Consider the following 19,274-nt stretch of genomic DNA (forward strand, 5'->3'; position numbering starts at 1 on the left):
CATGCCTTTTTCGTATGTTAGAAGTGATTCTTGAATCAGTTCTTCTTTGCCTTGGCCTTTTTCGGCTGGGCAGCGGCGGCGGCATCGGCCTTGGCGGCTGCTGCTTCAGCTGCAATCTGGTCGGCGCTCTTCGGCGACGTGTCGATGACGGCGCGCACACCGCCCTTGGCGGTGAGCTGGCAAACAGCCGTGCGCAGGTCCACCTTGAGATCGACATCCGTTCCGCCTGCTGCACCCGGACGGGAATTGACGGCGGAGATAACGCGTTCCGGCAAGAAATATTTGTTGGCTGCAGCGGTGATGCACGGCTGGGCCAGCGCCGGATCGACATAAGCCGTAGGTGTAAAGCGCGGCATCGAAATCGTCGGCGCACTGACCGGAGCGTCGGTCTTGCCCGGCGTCGCCGTGGTGGTCGGTACAGTCGTCGTGCAGGCAGCGGCAAGCGGGGCCAACATGGCAATGGCTAGGAAACGGGCTCCGGTGCGGGCGCGTCCATACATGATCAACCTCATAGGATCTGCTGAGTAGGTAAATTTTAAGTTCGATAACTATTCGGTTTTGCACGATTGTCGAGTGGCAGGAAGGTCACATTGCCAGAATTTCGATTCGCATCCACAGGCTGACGTCATTGCTTTGCCAGAATCCAGTTCAGCATTTCCCGCCAGTCTGCCATGCGGATCGGCGTGCCGTGATTGCCGTTCTCGAAACGGCGAAACTGAACCGGATAACCCGGCGCGCGCTTGCGGATCTCGCGGTAGAAGGTTTCCTGCTTGTCGATGGCGAAAACCGGGTCGCGGCTTCCATGGCCGAAGAAAACAGGAACGCGCTTCCTGAATGCTGGAGACTTGAAAAATCCTTCATCCCAGAGCGAGCCGAGCAGGATGAGACCTGCAAGCCCACCCCCGACCTTTTCGTTTCCCGCTATGCGCCAGCACAGTGTTCCGCCTTGCGAGCCGCAGGACAGGATCAACGGAGCGTTTGGCGATGACGCCTTGACGGCGTCGATCAGCCCGGCAATCTGCGCCTCTCCCACATCGGCGAAATCCTTGAAGTCCGGCGTGACATAAAGGCCGCCGTTCAATGCCGCGAGATTCTTCACCCGGTTGAAATTGCCGCCGAACGTAAAATCGTTCATGCCTTGCAGGCGATTGCCGCCACGTCCATGCAGGTAGATGACGATGAAAGATGCGCCTTCCCGCTTGCCCGCCGTCATGGCTTTGACCGGTCCGGCAACGGTTTGAAAAGTCACGTCCTTCTGGTAGGCGCGGGCTTTCAGCGAAACATAGGCGTCTTTCACACGCTTTTCAGGCACCGCATCGCGCCCGTTGATATCGCGCATCTCATTGTAATCGACGACCTTGTAATCACCGTTGTCAGCGCTGCTGATAATGCCGGGATACGCGAAATAATCGTCCTTGAATGCAGGCAAAAGACCTGCGCCAAATGCAGAAGACGCTGAAAACAGAAATAAAGCGCCCACAAGACCGCTCGTTCCACGTCGCCTCATCGCACTACAGCTCCAGAGTATGATAGCGCCTGTTGAGATAAACCAGCGCTTCCTCCTCGGCCCTCGACCGCAGGCCGACCACTTCGCCGAAAAGCACGTGATGGGTGGAGTGATCCTGAACGCTGACCACCCGACAATCGAAAGAAGCAAGCGCTCCCCGCAATATGGGCGCTCCGGTAACCTGAACTTCCCACTGCGCCAGTTCGAACCGCTCGTCCTGCGTCAGACCGATACGGCCGGAAAACGCGTCTGCAAGCTGCTGGTGCGAGCCAGCGAGCGTATTGACGGCAAACACACCATTCTCGATGAACAGCCGGTTTTCCTCATGAACTTTCTGGAGGCAAATGAGGATCGTCGGCGGATTATCGGACACCGAGCAGGCCGCAGTCAGCGTGAGGCCGCGCCTTCCCGCGCTGCCCGCCGTCGTGACGATCTGTACCGCGCCGGCATAATGGCTCATGGCATCGCGGTAGGACTTGGATTCCACCGAAGCTGCACTGGAAATGATGTTCTTAATCGTTTGCACGTCCAACAGAATCCATCTCGCCCTATGGGTATATTACCTGAAGCCAGCTATCTTGCTCAGAAGCCGCAATATCGGCCCCCAGAAACGGGCATTGCACAAAGGCGAGGAAACAGCTACCCACTTTTCGTTGAAAATGCCACGAATTGTTTAATGAAGACGGATCACGTGATCGAGCTAGGGAAACGTCCTGTTGCAGCGCTGACAAGCATTATCCTCACACTGCTGGCCAGTTCGATGCTGGCGCGGGCAGAGGATATGCGCATCGGACTTGCAGCGCCTCTGTCGGGAACGTTCGCTCCCTTGGGCAATCAACTGGCCGAAGGAGCCCACATCGCGGCCGCGGCGAAAAGCGCTCCACTCGTCATATCCGATGACCGTTGCGATGCCGAAGGCGGCAGGGAAGCGGCAGAACGTTTCGTGAAGGAAAACGTCCGGATCGCGACCGGCTTCCTGTGTCCCGACGCCCTTGAGGCAGCACTTCCGATCCTCGCAGCCGGCAACATATCGGTCGTGGCATCCGGCGTCAGCGAACCGACGCTCACCGAAAGGCGCGCAACCACGCCGATGGCGGTATTTCGTCTCGCAACCGGGCTCGACAAGGAAACGCAAGCGACTGGCAGCTTTCTCGCCAGTCTCTGGCGCGCCCAACCCTTTGCTGTCATCGATGACGGTACGATTGAGGGGCGTGAACGGGCAGCGCGTGTGCTGGCAAGCCTCAAGGAGCAGCAGCTTCAGCCGGTTTTCACCGACACCTACCGGCCTGGTCTCGACAATCAGAATGCGCTGGTCGCCCGGCTGCGGCGCGCGGGCGCTACTCACGTCTATGTTGGCGGCGAGCGCGACGATATCGCCGCCATCGGCGCAAGCGCTGCCGCCCTCAATCACCCGCTGACGATTGCGGGCGGCAGCCTGCTGGATGCCGCGCCCGGCGCACAGTCCTTGAATCAGGGCACTTTGATGATCGCCCCGCTCCGTCCGCAGGATCTTTCGACCGCAAAGCCTGCAATCGAAGCACTGCATCAGGCCGGGAAACTTGCCGATGCTTATGCCGTCATCGGTTATGCCAGCGCGGAGATTGCCGCGGATGCGATCCGGCGCACCGACGAGAAGAAGCAGCCGGTGCTTGATACGCTGCGCACCGGTTCCTTCGAAAGCGTGCTTGGCACGATCAAGTTCGACGGCAACGGCATTCGGACAGACAATCCCAACCGCCTCCAGCGCTTCGACGGCAAACGGTTCGTGCTAACCGACAAATAGCCCAAGCAGGCTCGCGGCGATCACCAGCCCGGTCATCAGGCTCATTGTTGACCAAAACAGGCGAAGCGCGGCATCGATATCATCGGCATCGGCATCGCGTTTACCGGATGCATTGAGCATCGGACCTTCAACTTTTTCCGTCCCATACTGGCGCGGGCCGGCCAGCGCCAGTCCCAGCCCGCCTGCAAATGCCGATTCCGGCCAGCCAGCATTGGGTGAGCGATGCAGTCGCGCGTCACGACGCATGACGGAGAAGGCTTCCCTTCCTGAGAGCTTGTCTTTCGTGACGGCAGTGGCAAGTGATGCCAGCAGCCCTGTCAACCGAGCGGGAATGTAGTTTGCAACATCATCCAGCTTCGCGGCAAAACGCCCGAAATCGCGATAGCGATCATTGAGATGACCGATCATCGAGTCAGCGGTATTGATCATCTTGTAGGCAAACAGGCCCGGCAACCCGCCCACCAGAAACCAGAACGCAGGCGCAACAATTCCGTCCGATGCGTTTTCGGCGAGACTCTCTATCGCTGCTCGGCTAACGCCGCCTTCGTCAAGATGCTCAGGATTGCGCCCAACAATCATCGACACGGCCCGCCGTCCGCCCTCGATCCCCTCCTCGCGCAGCGCCAGCGCCACTGCCTGCACATGATCGGCAAGGCTTTTCTGCGCCAATAGCACCGTCACGATGAGGATTTCCGCAACCGCACCTGCTGTTCCGGCAAAAGGCAACAAAGCCTCAAGGACAAGCCCCAGAACCACGCAGGCCGCCACCAGCCCAACCGTCAGCCACATGCCATTTCGGCGACGCAGCGAAGCAGGGAAATTCCGGCTGTTCCAGCGCTTTTCTCCCCAAGAGATTGCCTTCCCAAACAGCACGACAGGATGCGGCATCTTTTGCCATAGCTGCGGGGGATCGCCGACAAAGCGATCGAGAAGCAGCGCAAGCGAAAGAATAATGAGCTTTATTTCCATGAGTTTGACCAGAAAAACTGAATCAGGATTTAAACGCCTTTTCCAAGCGCGTAAGCGCCACGTCATCCAACGGCAGACCAATGCGCAGCCAGCGTGGGGCATAATCGAACTTCCGGACCAGAATAAGTCTCTGGCACAGTCTGGCATAGAGTTCGTGCGCATCCGAATGTTCAATAAGAGAAAACAGTGCCGTGCCGCCGATTTCCTTAAGGCCTGATTTCTCGAGAACAGCAGATAGCTCCAGCCGCCGCAGATCGATACGCGCACGATAGTTGGAAAGCACCTCGGCATCGCTGAAGGCATGGCTGGCAATTGCGAGCGCCGGACCGGAAACCGCCCATGGCCCAAGCCGCTGCTGCAAAGCCTCGACAAAACGTTTCCCGCCGATTACAAAGCCCAGACGAACGCCAGCCAGCCCGAAAAACTTGCCGAAGGATTTCAGCACGATCATCGGCACGTCTTCCGTATCTGCTGCAACGCTGACATCCTCATGCGCATCGGCGAAAGCCTCATCCACGATCAGAAAGCCGCCCCGTGCACCCAGCTTTCGCGCCAGATGCAGCAGATCGCCTTTTGAAACCACGCGCCCATCGGGATTGTTGGGATTGACGACAACCGCCGCCGTCGCATCGTCTGGAATTTCATCAATCGTCGTGCATTGCACAACCTTCCAGCCGGAAGCGGAGAACGAGGCCGCATGTTCCTGATACGTCGGCCCGAGAACCGCAGCCGTAGACGGAGCAACCAGCATGGGAACGAGCTGGATCAAAGCCTGTGTGCCGGGGGCGGCAATGATAGGCGCATTCTCGCCAAGCCCATAATAGCCACGGGCCAGCCGCAACGTTTCCCGTAGCAGCCCCTCGTCCGGCAGGCGATTCCAGATTTCCGGTGTCAGCTGGGGAAGTGGAAAATGCTCCGGATTGATGCCCGTCGAGAGATCGAGCCAGTCTTGCGGCTGTCCGCCAAAACGTGCGACGGCCTTATCCAGCGCACCGCCATGCTCGATTTCTGCACTCAAGCTCTCTCTCCGCAAAAATCGATAACGTGCATGAACGAGCCGGAAACGGAACCGACCCTGAGACCCACCTCGCCCAGATCATCGCCCACAGCATCCCGAACACGGAAAAGACGATCAGCGTTCCCTTCCCGCACGATGCTGGCATAGTGAAACTCGTGCGCTTTCAACGGCTCGACCCATGGCGAACCCTCAAGCGGCTCCAGCAGGCGATAGCCAAGTTCCAGCTTTCTTTTCGCAAAGCTGGTTTCGAGCGGCAGAAGACCCAGCATCGGATGCGCAACGCCTTCCGCATCGTGCAAGCTCTCGCCAAGAACCATGTAGCCGCCGCATTCGCCATAGATCGTTGCGCCACGGGTTGCGGCTTCGCGTATGCCCGTTTGAAACCGCCTTGCCTGTGCAAGACGTCCTGCATGAAGTTCCGGATAACCACCGGGCAGATAGATGGCGTCAGCGTCCTGTCTCGGTGTCTCGTCGGCAAGCGGCGAGAAGAACGAAATCTCAGCCCCGCGCCTGCGCCAGCCTTCAAACAAATGCGCATAGGCAAAAGCGAATGCGTCGTCGCGGGCAACCGCAATGTGGCTGCCAAGCGGTTTCAGGCGCGGCACATTGGCCATTGCATCGTAACGCTTTGGTCGTGACCAGAGTGACTGCAATGCGTCCAGATCAAGATGCGCTTCGATGACATCGGCGGCGTGATCCAGAAAAGTTTCGAGATCGGAATGTTCGCCCGCCTGCACCAGCCCCAGATGCCTTTCAGGTAGCGAAAGAGCAGCATCGCGAGGCAGTGCACCGAGAACCGGGATGCCGAGCGGCTCCAAGGCGCCGCGCAGCATCGCCTCGTGTCGGGCACTGCCGACGCGATTGAGGATAATTCCCGCAATCAGCACATCCTTGCGAAACTGACTGAAACCCCAGACGAGCGCGGCAATGGAATGCGACTGACGGGCGCAATCCACCACCAGCACTACCGGCAGGTCAAGTAGCCGGGCGAGGTCGGCGGAAGAACCCTTGCCGTCCAGCGCTCCGTCAAAAAGCCCCATCATGCCTTCGGCGACCAGCAGCTTGGCGCCGCTTTCCGTCATGCGGGAGGAAAGCGCACTGATAAGTTCAGGACGCATGGCCCAGGGGTCGAGATTAAAGCAATCTGCACCGCTCGCGGCCCTATGATAGGCGGGGTCGATATAGTCCGGCCCGGCCTTCACCGGCGCAAGCGCTACGCCCCGGCGCTTCAGAACCCTCAACAAACCCAGCGTTACCGTTGTCTTGCCCGACCCGGAAGCTGGGGCTGCTATCATGAAACCCTTCATGCGGTTTGCGCTCCCTCATTTTGGTTCTTTATGCCGAGCGGATCGCTGGACAGCACCTTGCCGCTCAAAGCGCCCATCCAGTCCAATCCATCCCGCAGGCGAACCACTTGCCCCACAACCACGATTGCAGGCGGGTTCAGCCCCGCCGCTTCAACGTCTCTTGCAGCCTGCATCAATGTTGTTTCAAGCACGATCTGGTCAGGCAAGCTGGCATTGCATACAAACGCAACCGGCTCATCCGGCGAGCGCCCGGCATCGATCAACCGCCTGGCGATGAGATCGATATGTTTCATCGCCATATACATGACGATCACCGGAGAGGTTCTGGCGATGCCGGTCCAGTCCATCCCGTCCGGTACAGAACCGCTGGCATCGTGACCGGTCAAAAACGTCACCGACTGATTAATGTCGCGATGCGTTGCGGGGATGCCAGCATAGGCGAGGCCGCCAATTCCGGCGGTCACTCCGGGAACGATGCGAAACGGAACACCGTGCTCAACGAGCGTGAGCGCTTCTTCCGCTCCTCGCCCGAACACGAACGGGTCGCCGCCTTTCAGGCGCAACACCTTCTTGCCCTGTTTTGCAAGTTCGACAAGCCGCAGGGAAATATCGCGCTGTTTCGGCGAGGGCTTGCCGCCGCGCTTGCCTGCATATTCCAGAACAGCATCCGCCTGTTTCAGGGAAAGGCAGGCATCATCCACCAGCGCATCGTAAACGATGACGTCCGCTTGTTGCAGAGCGTTGACGGCGTGAAGCGTCAGAAGTCCGGGGTCGCCCGGCCCCGCCCCCACGAGCCACACATGGCCGGGCTCCATCGCAGGCAAGGTCACCCTGCTTTTCGCAATGACACATGCCGCCGCTTCTTCAGCCTTGTTCATTCTCGTCAACCATTATTCTGTCTGGCGACACAGCTAGCAGATACATTATAAGGCGTCCATGAATGACGAAACCGCTCCAACGAATAAAAGTCAGGAAAAGGCCGAGCTTCGCCGCGGCTGGACTACCGGCGCCTGCGCGACCGCTGCCACCAAGGCAGCTTTGATGGCGCTCATCACTGGAGAATTTCCAGATCCCGTCGGCATAATTCTGCCAAAAGGCGAAGTGCCCTACTTCCAGCTCGCCTACGAAGGGCTGGGCGAAGGCTATGCGATGGCGGGCATCGTCAAGGATGCGGGCGACGATCCTGATGTGACCCATGGCTCCACGATCATCTCGACGGTATTCCCGGCGCCGCCGGGAACCGGCATCATCTTTCGCGCCGGTGAAGGCGTTGGCACGGTCACGCGGCCCGGTCTGCAAATTCCTCCGGGTGAAGCCGCCATCAACCCGGTTCCGCGCCGCATGATGACGGAAATCTGCGAACAGATTTGCGCCGAATATGGCCTGCCCGCCGATCTGGTCATTACGATATCGGTTCCGGGCGGCGAGGAAATTGCCAGGAAAACATGGAACCCGCGCCTCGGCATTGTTGGCGGCATCTCCATTCTCGGCACCACCGGGGTGGTCCACCCGTTCTCCTGCTCGGCATGGATTCATTCGATCCATCGCGGAATCGATGTTGCGCGTGCTGCCGGGCAAAAGCACGTGCTCGGCGCGACCGGCTCGACGTCCGAAGACGCGGCGCAGGCGCTCTATGACCTGCCGGATTTTGCCATTCTCGACATGGGCGATTTCGCGGGCGGCGTGCTCAAATATCTGCGTGACCACCCAATCGACAAGCTGACAATTGCGGGCGGTTTCGCCAAGCTGACCAAGCTCGCCCAAGGCGCGCTCGATCTCCATTCTTCGCGCTCGCAGGTGGACAAGGGCTTCCTCTGGACCATAGCGGAAAAGGCAGGCACACCAACAAGCATGAAGGAGCAGATTCTCTTTGCGAACACTGCTCTGGAAGTGCTTGAACTGACTCAATCAATCGGCTTCGACATGGCGACGCCCATTGCGCTCAAAGCGAAGGAAACAGCACTGGAAACCCTTCGCGGCGCACCTGTGGAAGTTGAGATTATCGTGACCGATCGCAGTGGCAATATCCTTGCGCGCATCTGAGCCCAAAATACTCATTTTGGGCGGAACGACCGAGGCAGCAGCGCTGGCCACGGCCTTTGCGGAACTGCCCGTCAAAGCGATCACCTCGCTCGCCGGACGCACCAGCAATCCAGCCAAACTGCGCGGTGCGGTTCGAAGCGGCGGCTTTGGAGGCATTGACGGCCTTGCCTCCTATCTCGATTGCGAAGGGATCGACCTCGTTATCGACGCGACCCATCCTTATGCCACGCGCATCTCGCAAAATGCGGTTCAGGCCGCAAGCAGGTGCGACGTTCCACTGGTGAGGCTGGAGCGCCCAGCATGGCAGAAACAGCCGGGAGACCGCTGGATCGACGTTTCCAACGAAGCCGAAGCTGCAAGCGCTGTCCCTTCCGGCGAGCGCGTGTTTCTAGCGCTCGGCCGCCAGCATATCGCGCCATTCGCCAAGCGCTCGGACGTTCATTTCGTCTTGCGCATGATCGACCCGCCGGAAACAGCACTGCCCGCGGATTGCGAGCTTATCCTCGCAAAGCCCGGCGATTTCGCAGCGGAAAGGCAATTTCTGGAGAACCACAAGATCGGGTTGATCGTCAGCCGCAATTCGGGTGGCACCGTTTCCTATGTCAAGATCGAAGCCGCTCGCGCGCTAGGGCTTCCGGTCATGATGATTTCCCGCCCGCCGGCGACAGCGGGAAATGTTGTTGTCTCGCCGGAAGATGCAATCGCATTCGCCCGTACAAACTTAGGCTTTTGAACGCGCCGCGTGGCTATGCGCTTCATGATAGAGCGCGGAATCGCGAAAGTTCTTGGGGTCCAGACCTCGCCCGACAAAAATCATCGCAGTGCGTTGTAGGCCCGACATTGCCACCTTCTCGCTTATATCCGACAACGTGCCGCGTAGTATCCGCTCATCCGGCCATCCAATGCGATAGGCGACGACTACAGGGCAGTCAGCGCCATAAAGAGGTGTCAGCTCGGCCTTGATCTTCGCGAGGTTGCGAATGGAAAGGTGAATCACCAGCGTCGCGCCCGACCGTCCAAGTGTGGCAAGGTTCTCGCCTTCCGGCATTGCGGACGATTTCATCGAGGTGCGGGTCAAGATGATAGTCTGGTTGACCTCGGGAATGGTCAGTTCCTGCTTCATGGCGGCGGCAGCAGCCGCAAATGCTGGAACACCCGGCGTCACATCATAGGGAATGCCGAGACTGTCCAACCGCCGCATCTGTTCGGCCATAGCACCGTAAATTGACGGATCGCCCGAATGCACCCGCGCGACATCGAGACCCTTAGCGTGTGCGGCTTCCATTTCAGCGATAATCTCATCCAAAGTCAGGGATGAACTGTCGACCAGATGCGCACCCTTGGGCACTCCGGCAACAAGTTCCTTCGGCACCAGCGACCCCGCATAGATGCATACGGGGCATTGTTCGATCAGGCGCAGGCCGCGAACGGTGATAAGATCCGCCGCACCGGGACCGGCGCCAATGAAATGAACAGTCACGATCTTCCTTTCCTGAACTGCGGAGCGCCGCTGGGGGCAGCAATCGCCAGAGCGGCAGTTGCTCGGCCCGAGGCGGTTTTCTCGACTGCCAGAATACCGCTCGGACCAGAGGCAGCAAGCGCTGCTGCTTCGGCAACACCATGACAACCGACTGTCCGGAAAACAGCCTCCGACGGATTTTTCAGACGTGGTGTTTCCTGCTCCAGTCGCTCCGCATCGAAGTAACAAACCGCACATGCATAATATGAAGCAAGCTCAGCCCATACCGGCTCACCGCGCTTCGTGCTCAAGGTCGCGATAGCATCAGGCCGCGAACACGCTCCCCGAGCCAACACTTGCTCGGCCAAGGCCAAAAGCTCATCGAACGTCACGCCCGACGAACCGCCCATGCCAAGAACTCTGATGAAATTGCTTTTAAGCATGTCGTTGTCCCAAAACCGGTTCCCACTTTTGGGAGACATGCTCTAGGAACCACAGGGAGATGAACGGCGCGCTTTGTGCAGCTCTTCCGGCTTGACCCCGAGCGTATCGGCAATACGCTGGATCATTGTTGCTTCGCTGCGATCAAGGCGATTATCGGAGCAGGCGATTGTCACGAGGTCGCCAAGCAACGCTAAACGACGCTCCGGCGCCATCTCTGCCAGCATATTGGCGGCTTGCTTGGTTGTCGTCTCGTAAGCAAAATCCTTGAGATATTCCGCGACTTCCGGAAGCTCTTCTGGCGCAATGCCGAAATTCTTTTCGGCAATTTCCTTGAAAGCGGCTATTTCGGCTGGGTGTTGGTCGCCATCGGCAAACACCACATGCAACAGCAAAAGCAATTCAGAAGCGAGCGCCGGATCGTCGGCGACGCGCTGCACGGCACTCTTCCTGCTCAAAAAAGCAGTAATCCGCTCAAAGATGCTTTCGCTCATGGAACCCCTCTAAACTTTCAGCCTGCATATAATGAATAGCGCCGGATGCACAGGAAAACAATCTCGCTCCGTACGCCGCTTTCTTCAGGCGAAACTCCTCGTTTGACTGGCGTTCGCGCATCCGCTGCTCTATGTTGCCCCAACCTCTCCTTTAGGCTCCCCCCGATGCTCGATTTCTTTGATACGCTTACCCTGCTCCTGACGGCTGCGGCATTCATTGCCGGAATCATCGATTCCATCGCCGGCGGCGGCGGAATGATTACGATTCCCGCCTTGTTGCTGGCCGGAATACCACCCGTTGAAGCATTGGGAACGAACAAGCTGCAAGGACTGTTTGGATCGTCTTCGGCAACGATCGCCTATGCGCGCAAAGGGCATGTCAACATTCGGGAACAGTGGCCCGAAGCGCTCGCCTCGCTCATCGGCTCGGTATTGGGCGCATTGCTGGCAACCGTTCTGCCGGTGGATATCATGCGAGCGGCCCTGCCAATCCTCCTTATCGCCATCGCAGTCTATTTTGCCGTCAAGCCGAGCCTTGGCGACGTTGACCGGGCGCGACGTCTCGGACCGTTTCTTTTCGGCGTGACGCTCGTTCCGCTGATCGGTTTTTATGACGGGCTCTTTGGCCCCGGAACCGGATCGTTCTTCATGCTCGCCTTTGTAGCGCTTGCCGGTTTCGGCGTGCTGAAAGCCACCGCTCACACAAAACTTCTTAACTGTGCGTCCAATATCGGCGGCTTTGCGACCTTCGCCGCTGTCGGCGTCATCAACTGGAAAATCGGCATCTGCATGGGCATCGCCCAGTTCATCGGCGCACAGATCGGCGCGAGCCTGGCGATGAAAGTCGGCTCACGCATCATCAAACCGCTTTTGATCGTGGTCAGCCTGGCACTGGCAGTTCGCCTCCTGATGGACGGAACGAACCCGCTGCGCCAGTGGATGGGATTCTAGAGCATTTCCAGCAAAAGTGTGAAACGGTTTTGCGTCGGATAATGCGATGAAACAAATAGTTAGAGCGGTTCCGACGGCTCCGTTTTAAGCGGAACCGCTCTAAATCCGAAGCGCTACCAGCACCACGCCGCAACCGATAAGCAGAATACCGAACCAGTTGATGGTGGACATACGCTCACCAAGGAATGCCGCACCGAACAGTGCCACCAGCACGACCGACAATTTGTCGATCGGCGCGACGCGGGATGCATCACCGATCTGTAAGGCCCGGAAATAGGCAAGCCACGAAGCACCGGTCGCCAGTCCCGAAAGCACCAAGAACAGCCACGATTTTCCGGAAATCTCGCCCGGCTTCTGCCATTGTCCGGTAATCGTCAGGAACAGGCATAGCGCGCCAATGATGACCAGCGTGCGCACAAGCGTGGCAAAATCAGAATTGATGCCTTGAATACCGATCTTGGCGAAGATCGCGGTCAGCGCGGCAAATACCGCCGACATCAGCGCCCAGAACTGCCAGCTATCGATCATCAGAATTCAATGCCCTTCTGTGCCTTCACGCCGGAGCGGAATGGATGCTTGATCATCTCCATCTCGGTCACAAGATCCGCCGCTTCAATCAACTCTTCCTTGGCATTGCGCCCGGTAATGATGACATGCTTCATCTCCGGCTTGGCTTTAAGAACCTCAATCACTTCCTCAACCGGCAGATAATCATAACGAAGAACGATATTCAGCTCGTCGCAAAGCACCATATCGTAGCTTTCATCCATTATCAGCGCCTTGGCCTGTTCCCACGCGCCCCGCGCCATGGCGATATCCCGCGTGCGATCCTGCGTCTCCCAGGTAAAGCCCTCGCCCAGCGCTGAAATCGTCACCTGCTCGGGAAATTTTTCAAGCACCCAGCGCTCGCCTGTGTCCCACGAACCCTTGACGAACTGCACGACGCCAATCTTCATACCATGACCCAATGCACGGAAAACCATCCCGAAACCGGCGGTCGATTTGCCTTTGCCCTTGCCGGTATGGACGATCACCAGCCCCTTTTCCTTGGTCTTCGTAGCCTGGATCTTGTCGCGAGCAGCCTTCTTCTTGCGCATCTTGTCCGCATGGCGGGCGTTCAGTTCCTCTTCAGTCATGGAGAGAAGTTTTGCAGATTTTTCAGCCATTTGTTCTCATTCCCGGATTCAAAGTCGCAAGTTGTTCCAGTTCGAACCGCGCCGAATTGGACCGTGGTGTCCAGAAGCCCCGCTCGATGGCGTCGTTCAGCTTCGCTGCCGTCTCGGCAAGTGCTGCGGGGTTTTTCTCAGCCATGAAGTCATGCACCGTCCTGTCCGCGATATAAGCCTGATAGACCGCCTCGAAGTGATGATTTCCGACCTTGCCGGTGGTCGCTGCAAAGGCGAACAGATAATCGACCGTTGCCGCAATCTCCGCCGCCCCTTTGTAGCCGTGACGCATCACACCCGCGATCCATTTCGGATTGGCCGCGCGCCCCCGCACGACGCGTGAAAGCTCTTCCTCCAATGCCCTGATCACCGGTTTCTCCGGGCGGGAATGGTCGTTGTGATAGACCGCAGGCATTGCGCCGCTCAGGCTTTCCACGGTCGCGGCCATTCCGCCTTCGAACTGATAATAGTCATCGCTGTCGAGGAGATCATGTTCGCGGTTGTCCTGATTCTGCACCACCGCCTGAACCGAACGAAGCCTTTCTTCCAAAAGGCCACGCTCGGCCTGCCCTTCCTCACCCGCGCCATAGGCATATCCGCCCCAGACAAGCCAGGCTTCCGCCAGATCGTTGCGCCCGGCCCAGCCATTCTCGTCGATCAGCGCCTGCAAGCCTGCACCATAAGCGCCGGGTTTGGACCCGAAGACACGATAGCCTGCACGGCGCTGTGCCGTCTTCTCGTCTACCCCATCTGCAACGAGACGCGCTTGCTCTATCCGCATGCGCGCCGCAATCGGATTATCCTCGGCATCCTCATCTAGCTCCCCCACTGCGCGCACAGCCTTGTCGAACAGCGCAATCTGTTCTGGAAACGCATCGCGGAAGAAGCCGGAAATGCGCAATGTCACATCAACCCGCGGACGGCCAAGCTTTGCAATCGGAACAATTTCGTATCCGGTTACCCGGCGTGACGCCATGTCCCAGACCGGCTTCACGCCGATCAGCGCCAGGGCCTGCGCAATGTCATCTCCGCCGGTGCGCATATTCGACGTACCCCACGCGGTCAGGCCGAAAGATGTAGGCCATTCACCATGGTCCTGCGTGTAGCGGGTAATCAGCAGTTCCGCCGATTTACGCCCAAGTTCCCATGCGGCCGGCGTGGGAACGGCACGACTGTCGGTAGAGAAGAAATTGCGCCCGGTCGGCAGCACATCGGGACGGCCCCGTGTCGGTGCGCCGGACGGTCCCGGCGGCACAAATCGCCCGCCAAGCGCGGCAAGAAACCCGTCTACTTCCGAAGGACCGCAATTGACCACCATGGGACGCAGATGTTCCTCTATGGATTGCAGCACCGCCCGCGTCTGCGACCAGTCTTGCGGGCATTCCTTTTCGCCCGCAACAAAACTCGCCGCCAGCAGCTCGATACGTTCCACCGTATCGCCTGCTATGCGCCATGTTGCTGGGCTAGCGGCGCGCAGGAGTTCCGGTTTCTCTCCCGTCCATGCCTCGGCCATGTTGCAATCCAGCGGATCGAATATTTCGTCAAACCCACAATCCGCAGCGATTGCCCGCTGGAGACTTTGATCGCCCGGCGCACCGCCAAGCGAAACCGGAACACCGCGCGGCACACGGGCCAGCGCGACCAGAAGATCGGTCAGCAGTCTGCCTTGAGGTGCAAGCCCGAAAATATGCAGTCCATCACGAATCTGCATTTCCTTGAGATCGCAAAGGTAAGCGTCGAGCTTTTGCAGCGCCATGTCTTCATCGTCATGGTCTTGAATGCCTGCATCGCGATCAAGTCCGATGTCGCGCACGAGGTCGAGTATCTGCCCTTTCAGTCTCAGGAGGCGGCGCGTATCGACACCGGAGGCTTCGTAATATTCATCCACCAGCGCTTCCAGATCTTTCAGCGGCCCATAACTTTCAGCGCGTGTCAGCGGTGGCGTCAGATGGTCGATGATGACTGCACCGGCACGACGCTTGGCCTGCGTGCCTTCACCGGGGTCATTTACGATGAAAGGATAGATATGCGGTGTGGGACCGAACACGGCTTCGGGATAGCAGTTTTCCGACAGCGCAAGCGCCTTTCCCGGCAGCCACTCCAGATTTCCATGCTTGCCCATATGCACAATGGCATCAATGCCTGCGACCTCGCGCAGAAACGCGTAGAAGGCAATATAGCCGTGCGGCGGCACCAGATCGGGCGAGTGGTAAGTCTCTTTCGGATCGATATTGTAGCCGCGTGCAGGCTGAATACCGACAAGGGTTTCACCCAGCCGCATCAACGGGAATGCGAAAGCGACAAGTTCCTCGGCAAAATAAGGATCGTTTTCCGGCGGGCCCCAGCGATCTCCAACTTCTTTCTGAATCGCAATGGGAAGTTTTTTGAAGAAAGCCTTGTATTGATTCAGTGAAATCGTCTCGCGTATCTCGCGCCCGTCACGTGCGGCATTGGTCGGCCCTGCCGTTAGGGCACGCATTAAAGCATCACCGTCCACCGGCAGGTTAGCGACGGGATAGCCGCCCTTGGCCATGGCGTGCAGGACTTCGACCGTTCCGGCTGGCGTGTCGAGACCCACGCCATTGCCAAGCCGCCCGTCGCGGTTCGGATAATTGGCAAGGATCAGCGCAACACGCCTTTCCTCAGGCGATTTCCGCCCCAACCGAACCCAGTTTGCGGCAAGTTGCGCCACAAAATCCACGCGGTTTTCATGCGGCTCGTGCGTCACGATATTCGCTTCTACTGCCGCATCAAACTGCTTTGCAGACTTGAAGGATACCGCACGCGAAAGCACCCGCCCGTCCACTTCCGGCAGGGCGACATTCATCGCCAGATCGCGCGCCAGCAGCCCTTGCTGCGACGTTTCCCAGACGGTTTTCGGCGTACCGGAAAAGATAACTTGCAAGACCATATTGCCGCGCTTGTCCAGCACCGTCGGCTTGCGCTCGGCACCTGGCGAAGAAATCGCAAATCCGGTGGCGTTCAAAACGATATCCGGCGGACAATCCGCAAACAGACCATCGACAACGGCTGCGGACAATCGGTCCTTGAGGCTCGAAACGAATATCGGAAGCGGGTTGAGGCCATTTGCTTGCAACGAAGCGATCAGCGCATCGACAGGCTGCGTCTGTCCGCTTTGCACCAGCGCCCGATAAAAAATGATGCCGGCGACTGGTGCCTTTACATCGCTCCACTGCGTACGGATGCTTTCCAGCGACGCGACATGCTCTCCCGGCCACCACAGACCGGCCCTGAGCAAAGGGGCGGCACTCTCCGGCTTCTCGGAACCCGCGATCAGTGCAGCGCAATAGTGAAGAAATGCGCCCGTATTTGCCGCCCCGCCTTCAATCAGATACTGCCAGAGTTCATTTCGTTCCTGGGCAGAGATCGTCGAAAAACGGTCCAGCCCGTGGTCTGGCTTATCGTCCCCCGGCAATACGGCAATCTTGACGCCATGATTGACGGCGCAGGCATGTAGTGCTTCCAGCCCATAGGGCCAATAGGTCTCCCCGCCAATGATGCGAACGACGATCAGCTTTGCGTGCCGCGCGGTGCGCTCCACATAAGCATCAACGGACATGGGATGGGTGAGGCTCAGGAAATTGGCCAGCCGCAAGCTTGGCAAATCCGGTGCAAGCCTGTGTGCCTGCGCCAGACTGGCCAGTTCTGTATCGGCGGCGGAAAGGAACAATATTTCTCCCGGTGTCTGGCCGAGATCGACGGCCTCATTGCCGTCGCTGATCGTTCCTTTCTGGGCAAGCAGGAGATGCATCAGGCGGCGTCTTTCACCGCTTGGGCAATCGCTGTTTCGTCAATATCGTGCAATCCGATGACAACCAGCCGCGTGGAGCGCGTTTCATCCTTGCCCCATGGACGGTCGAAATAATGCTCAATGCGCGGACCGACCGCCTGCACGACCAGACGCATCGGCTTGCCCGGCACATCGACAAAGCCCTTCAGACGAAGAATGTCATGTTCCGCGATGACCGCTTTTAGCTTGTCCGTGAATAGTTTGGGATCGGCAACAGAACCTGTCTCGACGACAAAACTCTCAAACTCATCGTGATCGTGTTCATGTCCATCCGCATGATGAATTTCATGGTGAGACTTACGGTTGGCGATGTCGTCTTCCGTACCGACACCGAGGCCCAGCAGAACATCGGCTCCAAGCTTGCCAAAGCTTGCAGGAACCATGTTCACCCGGCGCGACGAGCGCTCGGCCACATCGGTCTTGACACTTTCCAATCTCGATGGATCGATCAGATCGGCCTTGTTGAGCACGATAAGGTCGGCTGCATGAATCTGATCCTCAAAAAGTTCCTCCAAGGGGCTTTCATGATCAAGAGATTCGTCCGCTGCCCGCTGTGCATCAACCTTGTCATGATCATCGGCAAAACGTCCCTCTGCAACAGCGGCGGCATCGATCACCGTGACCACGCCATCGACTGTCACCTGCGTCTTGATTTCCGGCCAGTTGAAGGCGGCAACCAACGGCTGCGGCAAGGCAAGGCCGGAGGTTTCGATCACGATATGATCAGGGCGATCAGCACGATCAAGAAGCTTGGTCATCGTCGGGATGAAATCATCGGCAACAGTGCAGCAAATGCAGCCATTGTTGAGCTCGATCACATCTTCCTCGCGGCATGTCTCGATACCGCAGCCTTTCAGAATGCCTCCATCGACACCGAGATCGCCAAACTCGTTGATGATCAATGCAATGCGTTTTCCATTGGCGTTTTCCAATAGATTGCGGATCATCGTCGTTTTGCCCGATCCGAGAAAACCCGTGATAACGGTTGCGGGAATTTTTTGTCCCTGCATTGATTTATCCCTTCATCTTGAGCGGCAGCCCTGCCGCCATGAAATAAACTTCGTCCACGATCGCAGCCACTGCCTGGTGCAGGCGGCCTGCATGATCGCGAAATTCCCGTGCCATGCGATTTTCAGGCACGATCCCAAGTCCCACTTCGTTTGAAACCAAAACGACTGGCCCGCCAAGGCTCGGCAGCATCGCGACGAGATTTGCCGTCTCTCTCGCTATATCGCGTTCGGCCATCATCAGATTGGTAAGCCACAGGGTCAGGCAATCGACCAGCACGAACCGATCGGCGGCAGCATGCAATGCGAGTGCGCCGACGAGATCAAGCGGCTCTTCCACTGTCTGCCATTCAGGACCGCGCCGTCCCCGGTGGACAGCAATGCGATTTTCCATTTCCTCATCGAAAGCGCGTCCAGTTGCCAGATAAAGTGGCTTAAGACCTGAGGATTCGACCATTTTCTCGGCATAGGACGACTTGCCCGAACGGGCTCCGCCAAGAACCAGAACCGATTTTCCCGGCGAAGCCATTGTCGTCAGCCCTCAATCTCGGACGATGCATAGTGCTGGATGAACCAGCCGAGTGCGAGGCCGATTACCGCCCATAGAAACAGATTGGTCGCCAGCGATGCGACCGCATATTGCGACGCAAGCAGCGAGGGAATGGGCGACGAAATATCTTCTGGATGTGGTGCACCGTAAAGATGCGGCGCAGCGATCAGAACCAGGCCCAGGATTTTTGCCCAGATTTCCTGACGCAACATGACGAGATAGATACCTAGTCCGCTCAGCACCACTGTCCCAATCCACCAGAGCTGGCGTTCGGCCAGATCAGCCGCAGGCATTGCCGGCAACTCCGGCGAGAGCCCCAACGCCGGCAGAAATGCCACTGTGAAGAAACCCGCAACGCCCCAATAAATGCCATTCTGAACCGTAATACGACGCCCGAGCAGCAATGCTACGCCGCTGAGCAGCAGGGCAAAACCAGCCCCGGCCACAAGATTGGCCAGGATCGTGTTGCCCAGTCGTCCGAACGGCAATTCGGCGCCTCCTTCTTCGGCATCTGCAGTAGCGCCGCCATGATCATGCGGCGCGGATTCCGCCTCACCGTGGCTATGGCCGGCGCCAGCTTCTTCGTAGGTTTCGGCCTGCAGGATCAAAGGCACCGTTTTTAGATACATGGCAGGCGTAACCAGCAGCCCGGCCAGAAGTCCGGCGGCGAGCGTCGCCAACAAATAACGGATCAACATTTCTGTCCCTCAATAGCAATTTCGCACCGATGGAGCGCCATCCGAAAAGCCTGAAACGGTTTCGGAACAA

Annotated in this window: 20 protein-coding genes; 4 read left to right on the forward strand and 16 right to left on the reverse strand. The window is 58.2% G+C overall.

Annotation, left to right across the window (positions count from 1 at the left end; all coding sequences use genetic code 11):
- Positions 1-35: 35 nt before the first annotated feature.
- The 3 genes from F9K78_RS00140 to F9K78_RS00150 form a co-directional block, all read right to left on the reverse strand.
- Positions 36-500 (reverse strand): hypothetical protein, encoded by a 465-nt coding sequence (locus tag F9K78_RS00140; RefSeq protein WP_121982264.1) that lies wholly within the window; start codon positions 498-500, stop codon positions 36-38.
- Between the two features lie 125 nt (positions 501-625).
- Positions 626-1,507 carry an alpha/beta hydrolase gene (locus F9K78_RS00145; RefSeq protein WP_121982263.1) on the reverse strand — a complete coding sequence of 294 codons (882 nt, stop codon included), beginning with the start codon at positions 1,505-1,507 and terminating at the stop codon, positions 626-628.
- A gap of 4 nt (positions 1,508-1,511) precedes the next feature.
- On the reverse strand, positions 1,512-2,033 hold the full coding sequence (locus F9K78_RS00150) for a flavin reductase (protein WP_121982290.1): 522 nt from the start codon (positions 2,031-2,033) through the stop codon (positions 1,512-1,514).
- Between the two features lie 165 nt (positions 2,034-2,198).
- On the opposite strand from F9K78_RS00150, the gene F9K78_RS00155 reads away from it, so the two are divergent.
- Positions 2,199-3,290, forward strand: a complete 1,092-nt coding sequence (locus tag F9K78_RS00155) for a branched-chain amino acid ABC transporter substrate-binding protein (RefSeq protein WP_376903283.1) — start codon at positions 2,199-2,201, stop codon at positions 3,288-3,290.
- Here F9K78_RS00155 and cbiB read toward each other — a convergent pair.
- The 4 genes from cbiB to cobA are packed head-to-tail and all read right to left on the reverse strand — an operon-like array spanning position 3,276 to position 7,462.
- Positions 3,276-4,259, reverse strand: a complete 984-nt coding sequence (gene cbiB, locus F9K78_RS00160) for an adenosylcobinamide-phosphate synthase CbiB (RefSeq protein ID WP_121982261.1) — start codon at positions 4,257-4,259, stop codon at positions 3,276-3,278. The genes F9K78_RS00155 and cbiB overlap by 15 nt on opposite strands.
- A 22-nt stretch (positions 4,260-4,281) precedes the next feature.
- Entirely contained in the window at positions 4,282-5,277 is a 996-nt protein-coding gene (cobD, locus tag F9K78_RS00165; protein ID WP_121982260.1) for a threonine-phosphate decarboxylase CobD, read from the reverse strand.
- Positions 5,274-6,584, reverse strand: coding sequence for a cobyrinate a,c-diamide synthase (locus tag F9K78_RS00170; RefSeq protein WP_121982259.1), 1,311 nt, complete (start codon positions 6,582-6,584; stop codon positions 5,274-5,276). The genes cobD and F9K78_RS00170 overlap by 4 nt, the downstream gene beginning before the upstream one ends.
- On the reverse strand, positions 6,581-7,462 hold the full coding sequence (gene cobA / locus F9K78_RS00175; RefSeq protein WP_121982258.1) for a uroporphyrinogen-III C-methyltransferase: 882 nt from the start codon (positions 7,460-7,462) through the stop codon (positions 6,581-6,583). The genes F9K78_RS00170 and cobA overlap by 4 nt, the downstream gene beginning before the upstream one ends.
- Before the next feature lie 58 nt (positions 7,463-7,520).
- Between cobA and F9K78_RS00180 the strand changes: the two genes are divergently transcribed.
- Together F9K78_RS00180 and F9K78_RS00185 are read left to right on the forward strand one after the other, a co-directional pair.
- Positions 7,521-8,627 carry a cobalt-precorrin-5B (C(1))-methyltransferase gene (locus tag F9K78_RS00180; RefSeq protein ID WP_121982257.1) on the forward strand — a complete coding sequence of 369 codons (1,107 nt, stop codon included), beginning with the start codon at positions 7,521-7,523 and terminating at the stop codon, positions 8,625-8,627.
- Positions 8,614-9,360, forward strand: coding sequence for a cobalt-precorrin-6A reductase (locus tag F9K78_RS00185; RefSeq protein ID WP_121982256.1), 747 nt, complete (start codon positions 8,614-8,616; stop codon positions 9,358-9,360). The genes F9K78_RS00180 and F9K78_RS00185 overlap by 14 nt, the downstream gene beginning before the upstream one ends.
- Here the strand turns inward: F9K78_RS00185 and cobM are convergent.
- Genes cobM through F9K78_RS00200 form a run of 3 tightly spaced genes read right to left on the reverse strand, consistent with a single transcriptional unit; the run spans position 9,349 to position 11,021 of the window.
- The gene (gene cobM, locus F9K78_RS00190) at positions 9,349-10,107 is read right to left on the reverse strand and encodes a precorrin-4 C(11)-methyltransferase (protein WP_121982255.1); all 759 of its coding nucleotides are present in this window, start codon (positions 10,105-10,107) and stop codon (positions 9,349-9,351) included. The genes F9K78_RS00185 and cobM overlap by 12 nt on opposite strands.
- A complete protein-coding gene (locus F9K78_RS00195) occupies positions 10,104-10,529 on the reverse strand; it encodes a cobalamin biosynthesis protein (protein ID WP_121982254.1) in 426 nt (141 codons plus the stop codon). The genes cobM and F9K78_RS00195 overlap by 4 nt, the downstream gene beginning before the upstream one ends.
- 42 nt (positions 10,530-10,571) lie before the next feature.
- A complete protein-coding gene (locus F9K78_RS00200; RefSeq protein WP_121982253.1) occupies positions 10,572-11,021 on the reverse strand; it encodes a tellurite resistance TerB family protein in 450 nt (149 codons plus the stop codon).
- A 165-nt stretch (positions 11,022-11,186) separates the two neighbouring features.
- On the opposite strand from F9K78_RS00200, the gene F9K78_RS00205 reads away from it, so the two are divergent.
- The gene (locus F9K78_RS00205; RefSeq protein ID WP_121982252.1) at positions 11,187-11,972 is read left to right on the forward strand and encodes a TSUP family transporter; all 786 of its coding nucleotides are present in this window, start codon (positions 11,187-11,189) and stop codon (positions 11,970-11,972) included.
- Positions 11,973-12,071: 99 nt separating this feature from the next.
- On the opposite strand, the gene F9K78_RS00210 is transcribed toward F9K78_RS00205, so the two are convergent.
- The 6 genes from F9K78_RS00210 to F9K78_RS00235 are packed head-to-tail and all read right to left on the reverse strand — an operon-like array spanning position 12,072 to position 19,204.
- On the reverse strand, positions 12,072-12,500 hold the full coding sequence (locus F9K78_RS00210) for an EamA family transporter (RefSeq protein WP_121982251.1): 429 nt from the start codon (positions 12,498-12,500) through the stop codon (positions 12,072-12,074).
- Positions 12,500-13,138: a cob(I)yrinic acid a,c-diamide adenosyltransferase gene (gene cobO / locus F9K78_RS00215; protein WP_121982250.1), complete on the reverse strand. Its 639-nt coding sequence runs from the start codon at positions 13,136-13,138 to the stop codon at positions 12,500-12,502. Before cobO ends, F9K78_RS00210 begins: the two co-directional genes overlap by 1 nt.
- A complete protein-coding gene (cobN, locus tag F9K78_RS00220) occupies positions 13,131-16,910 on the reverse strand; it encodes a cobaltochelatase subunit CobN (RefSeq protein ID WP_121985061.1) in 3,780 nt (1,259 codons plus the stop codon). The genes cobO and cobN overlap by 8 nt, the downstream gene beginning before the upstream one ends.
- On the reverse strand, positions 16,910-17,959 hold the full coding sequence (gene cobW / locus F9K78_RS00225) for a cobalamin biosynthesis protein CobW (RefSeq protein ID WP_121982248.1): 1,050 nt from the start codon (positions 17,957-17,959) through the stop codon (positions 16,910-16,912). The genes cobN and cobW overlap by 1 nt, the downstream gene beginning before the upstream one ends.
- A gap of 4 nt (positions 17,960-17,963) precedes the next feature.
- The gene (gene cobU, locus F9K78_RS00230) at positions 17,964-18,485 is read right to left on the reverse strand and encodes a bifunctional adenosylcobinamide kinase/adenosylcobinamide-phosphate guanylyltransferase (protein WP_121985060.1); all 522 of its coding nucleotides are present in this window, start codon (positions 18,483-18,485) and stop codon (positions 17,964-17,966) included.
- Positions 18,486-18,490: 5 nt separating this feature from the next.
- Positions 18,491-19,204 carry a CbtA family protein gene (locus tag F9K78_RS00235; RefSeq protein WP_121982246.1) on the reverse strand — a complete coding sequence of 238 codons (714 nt, stop codon included), beginning with the start codon at positions 19,202-19,204 and terminating at the stop codon, positions 18,491-18,493.
- Positions 19,205-19,274 lie beyond the last annotated feature (70 nt).

It is taken from the genome of Brucella pseudintermedia (genome assembly GCF_008932435.1).
Classification (GTDB): Bacteria; Pseudomonadota; Alphaproteobacteria; order Rhizobiales; family Rhizobiaceae; genus Brucella; species Brucella pseudintermedia.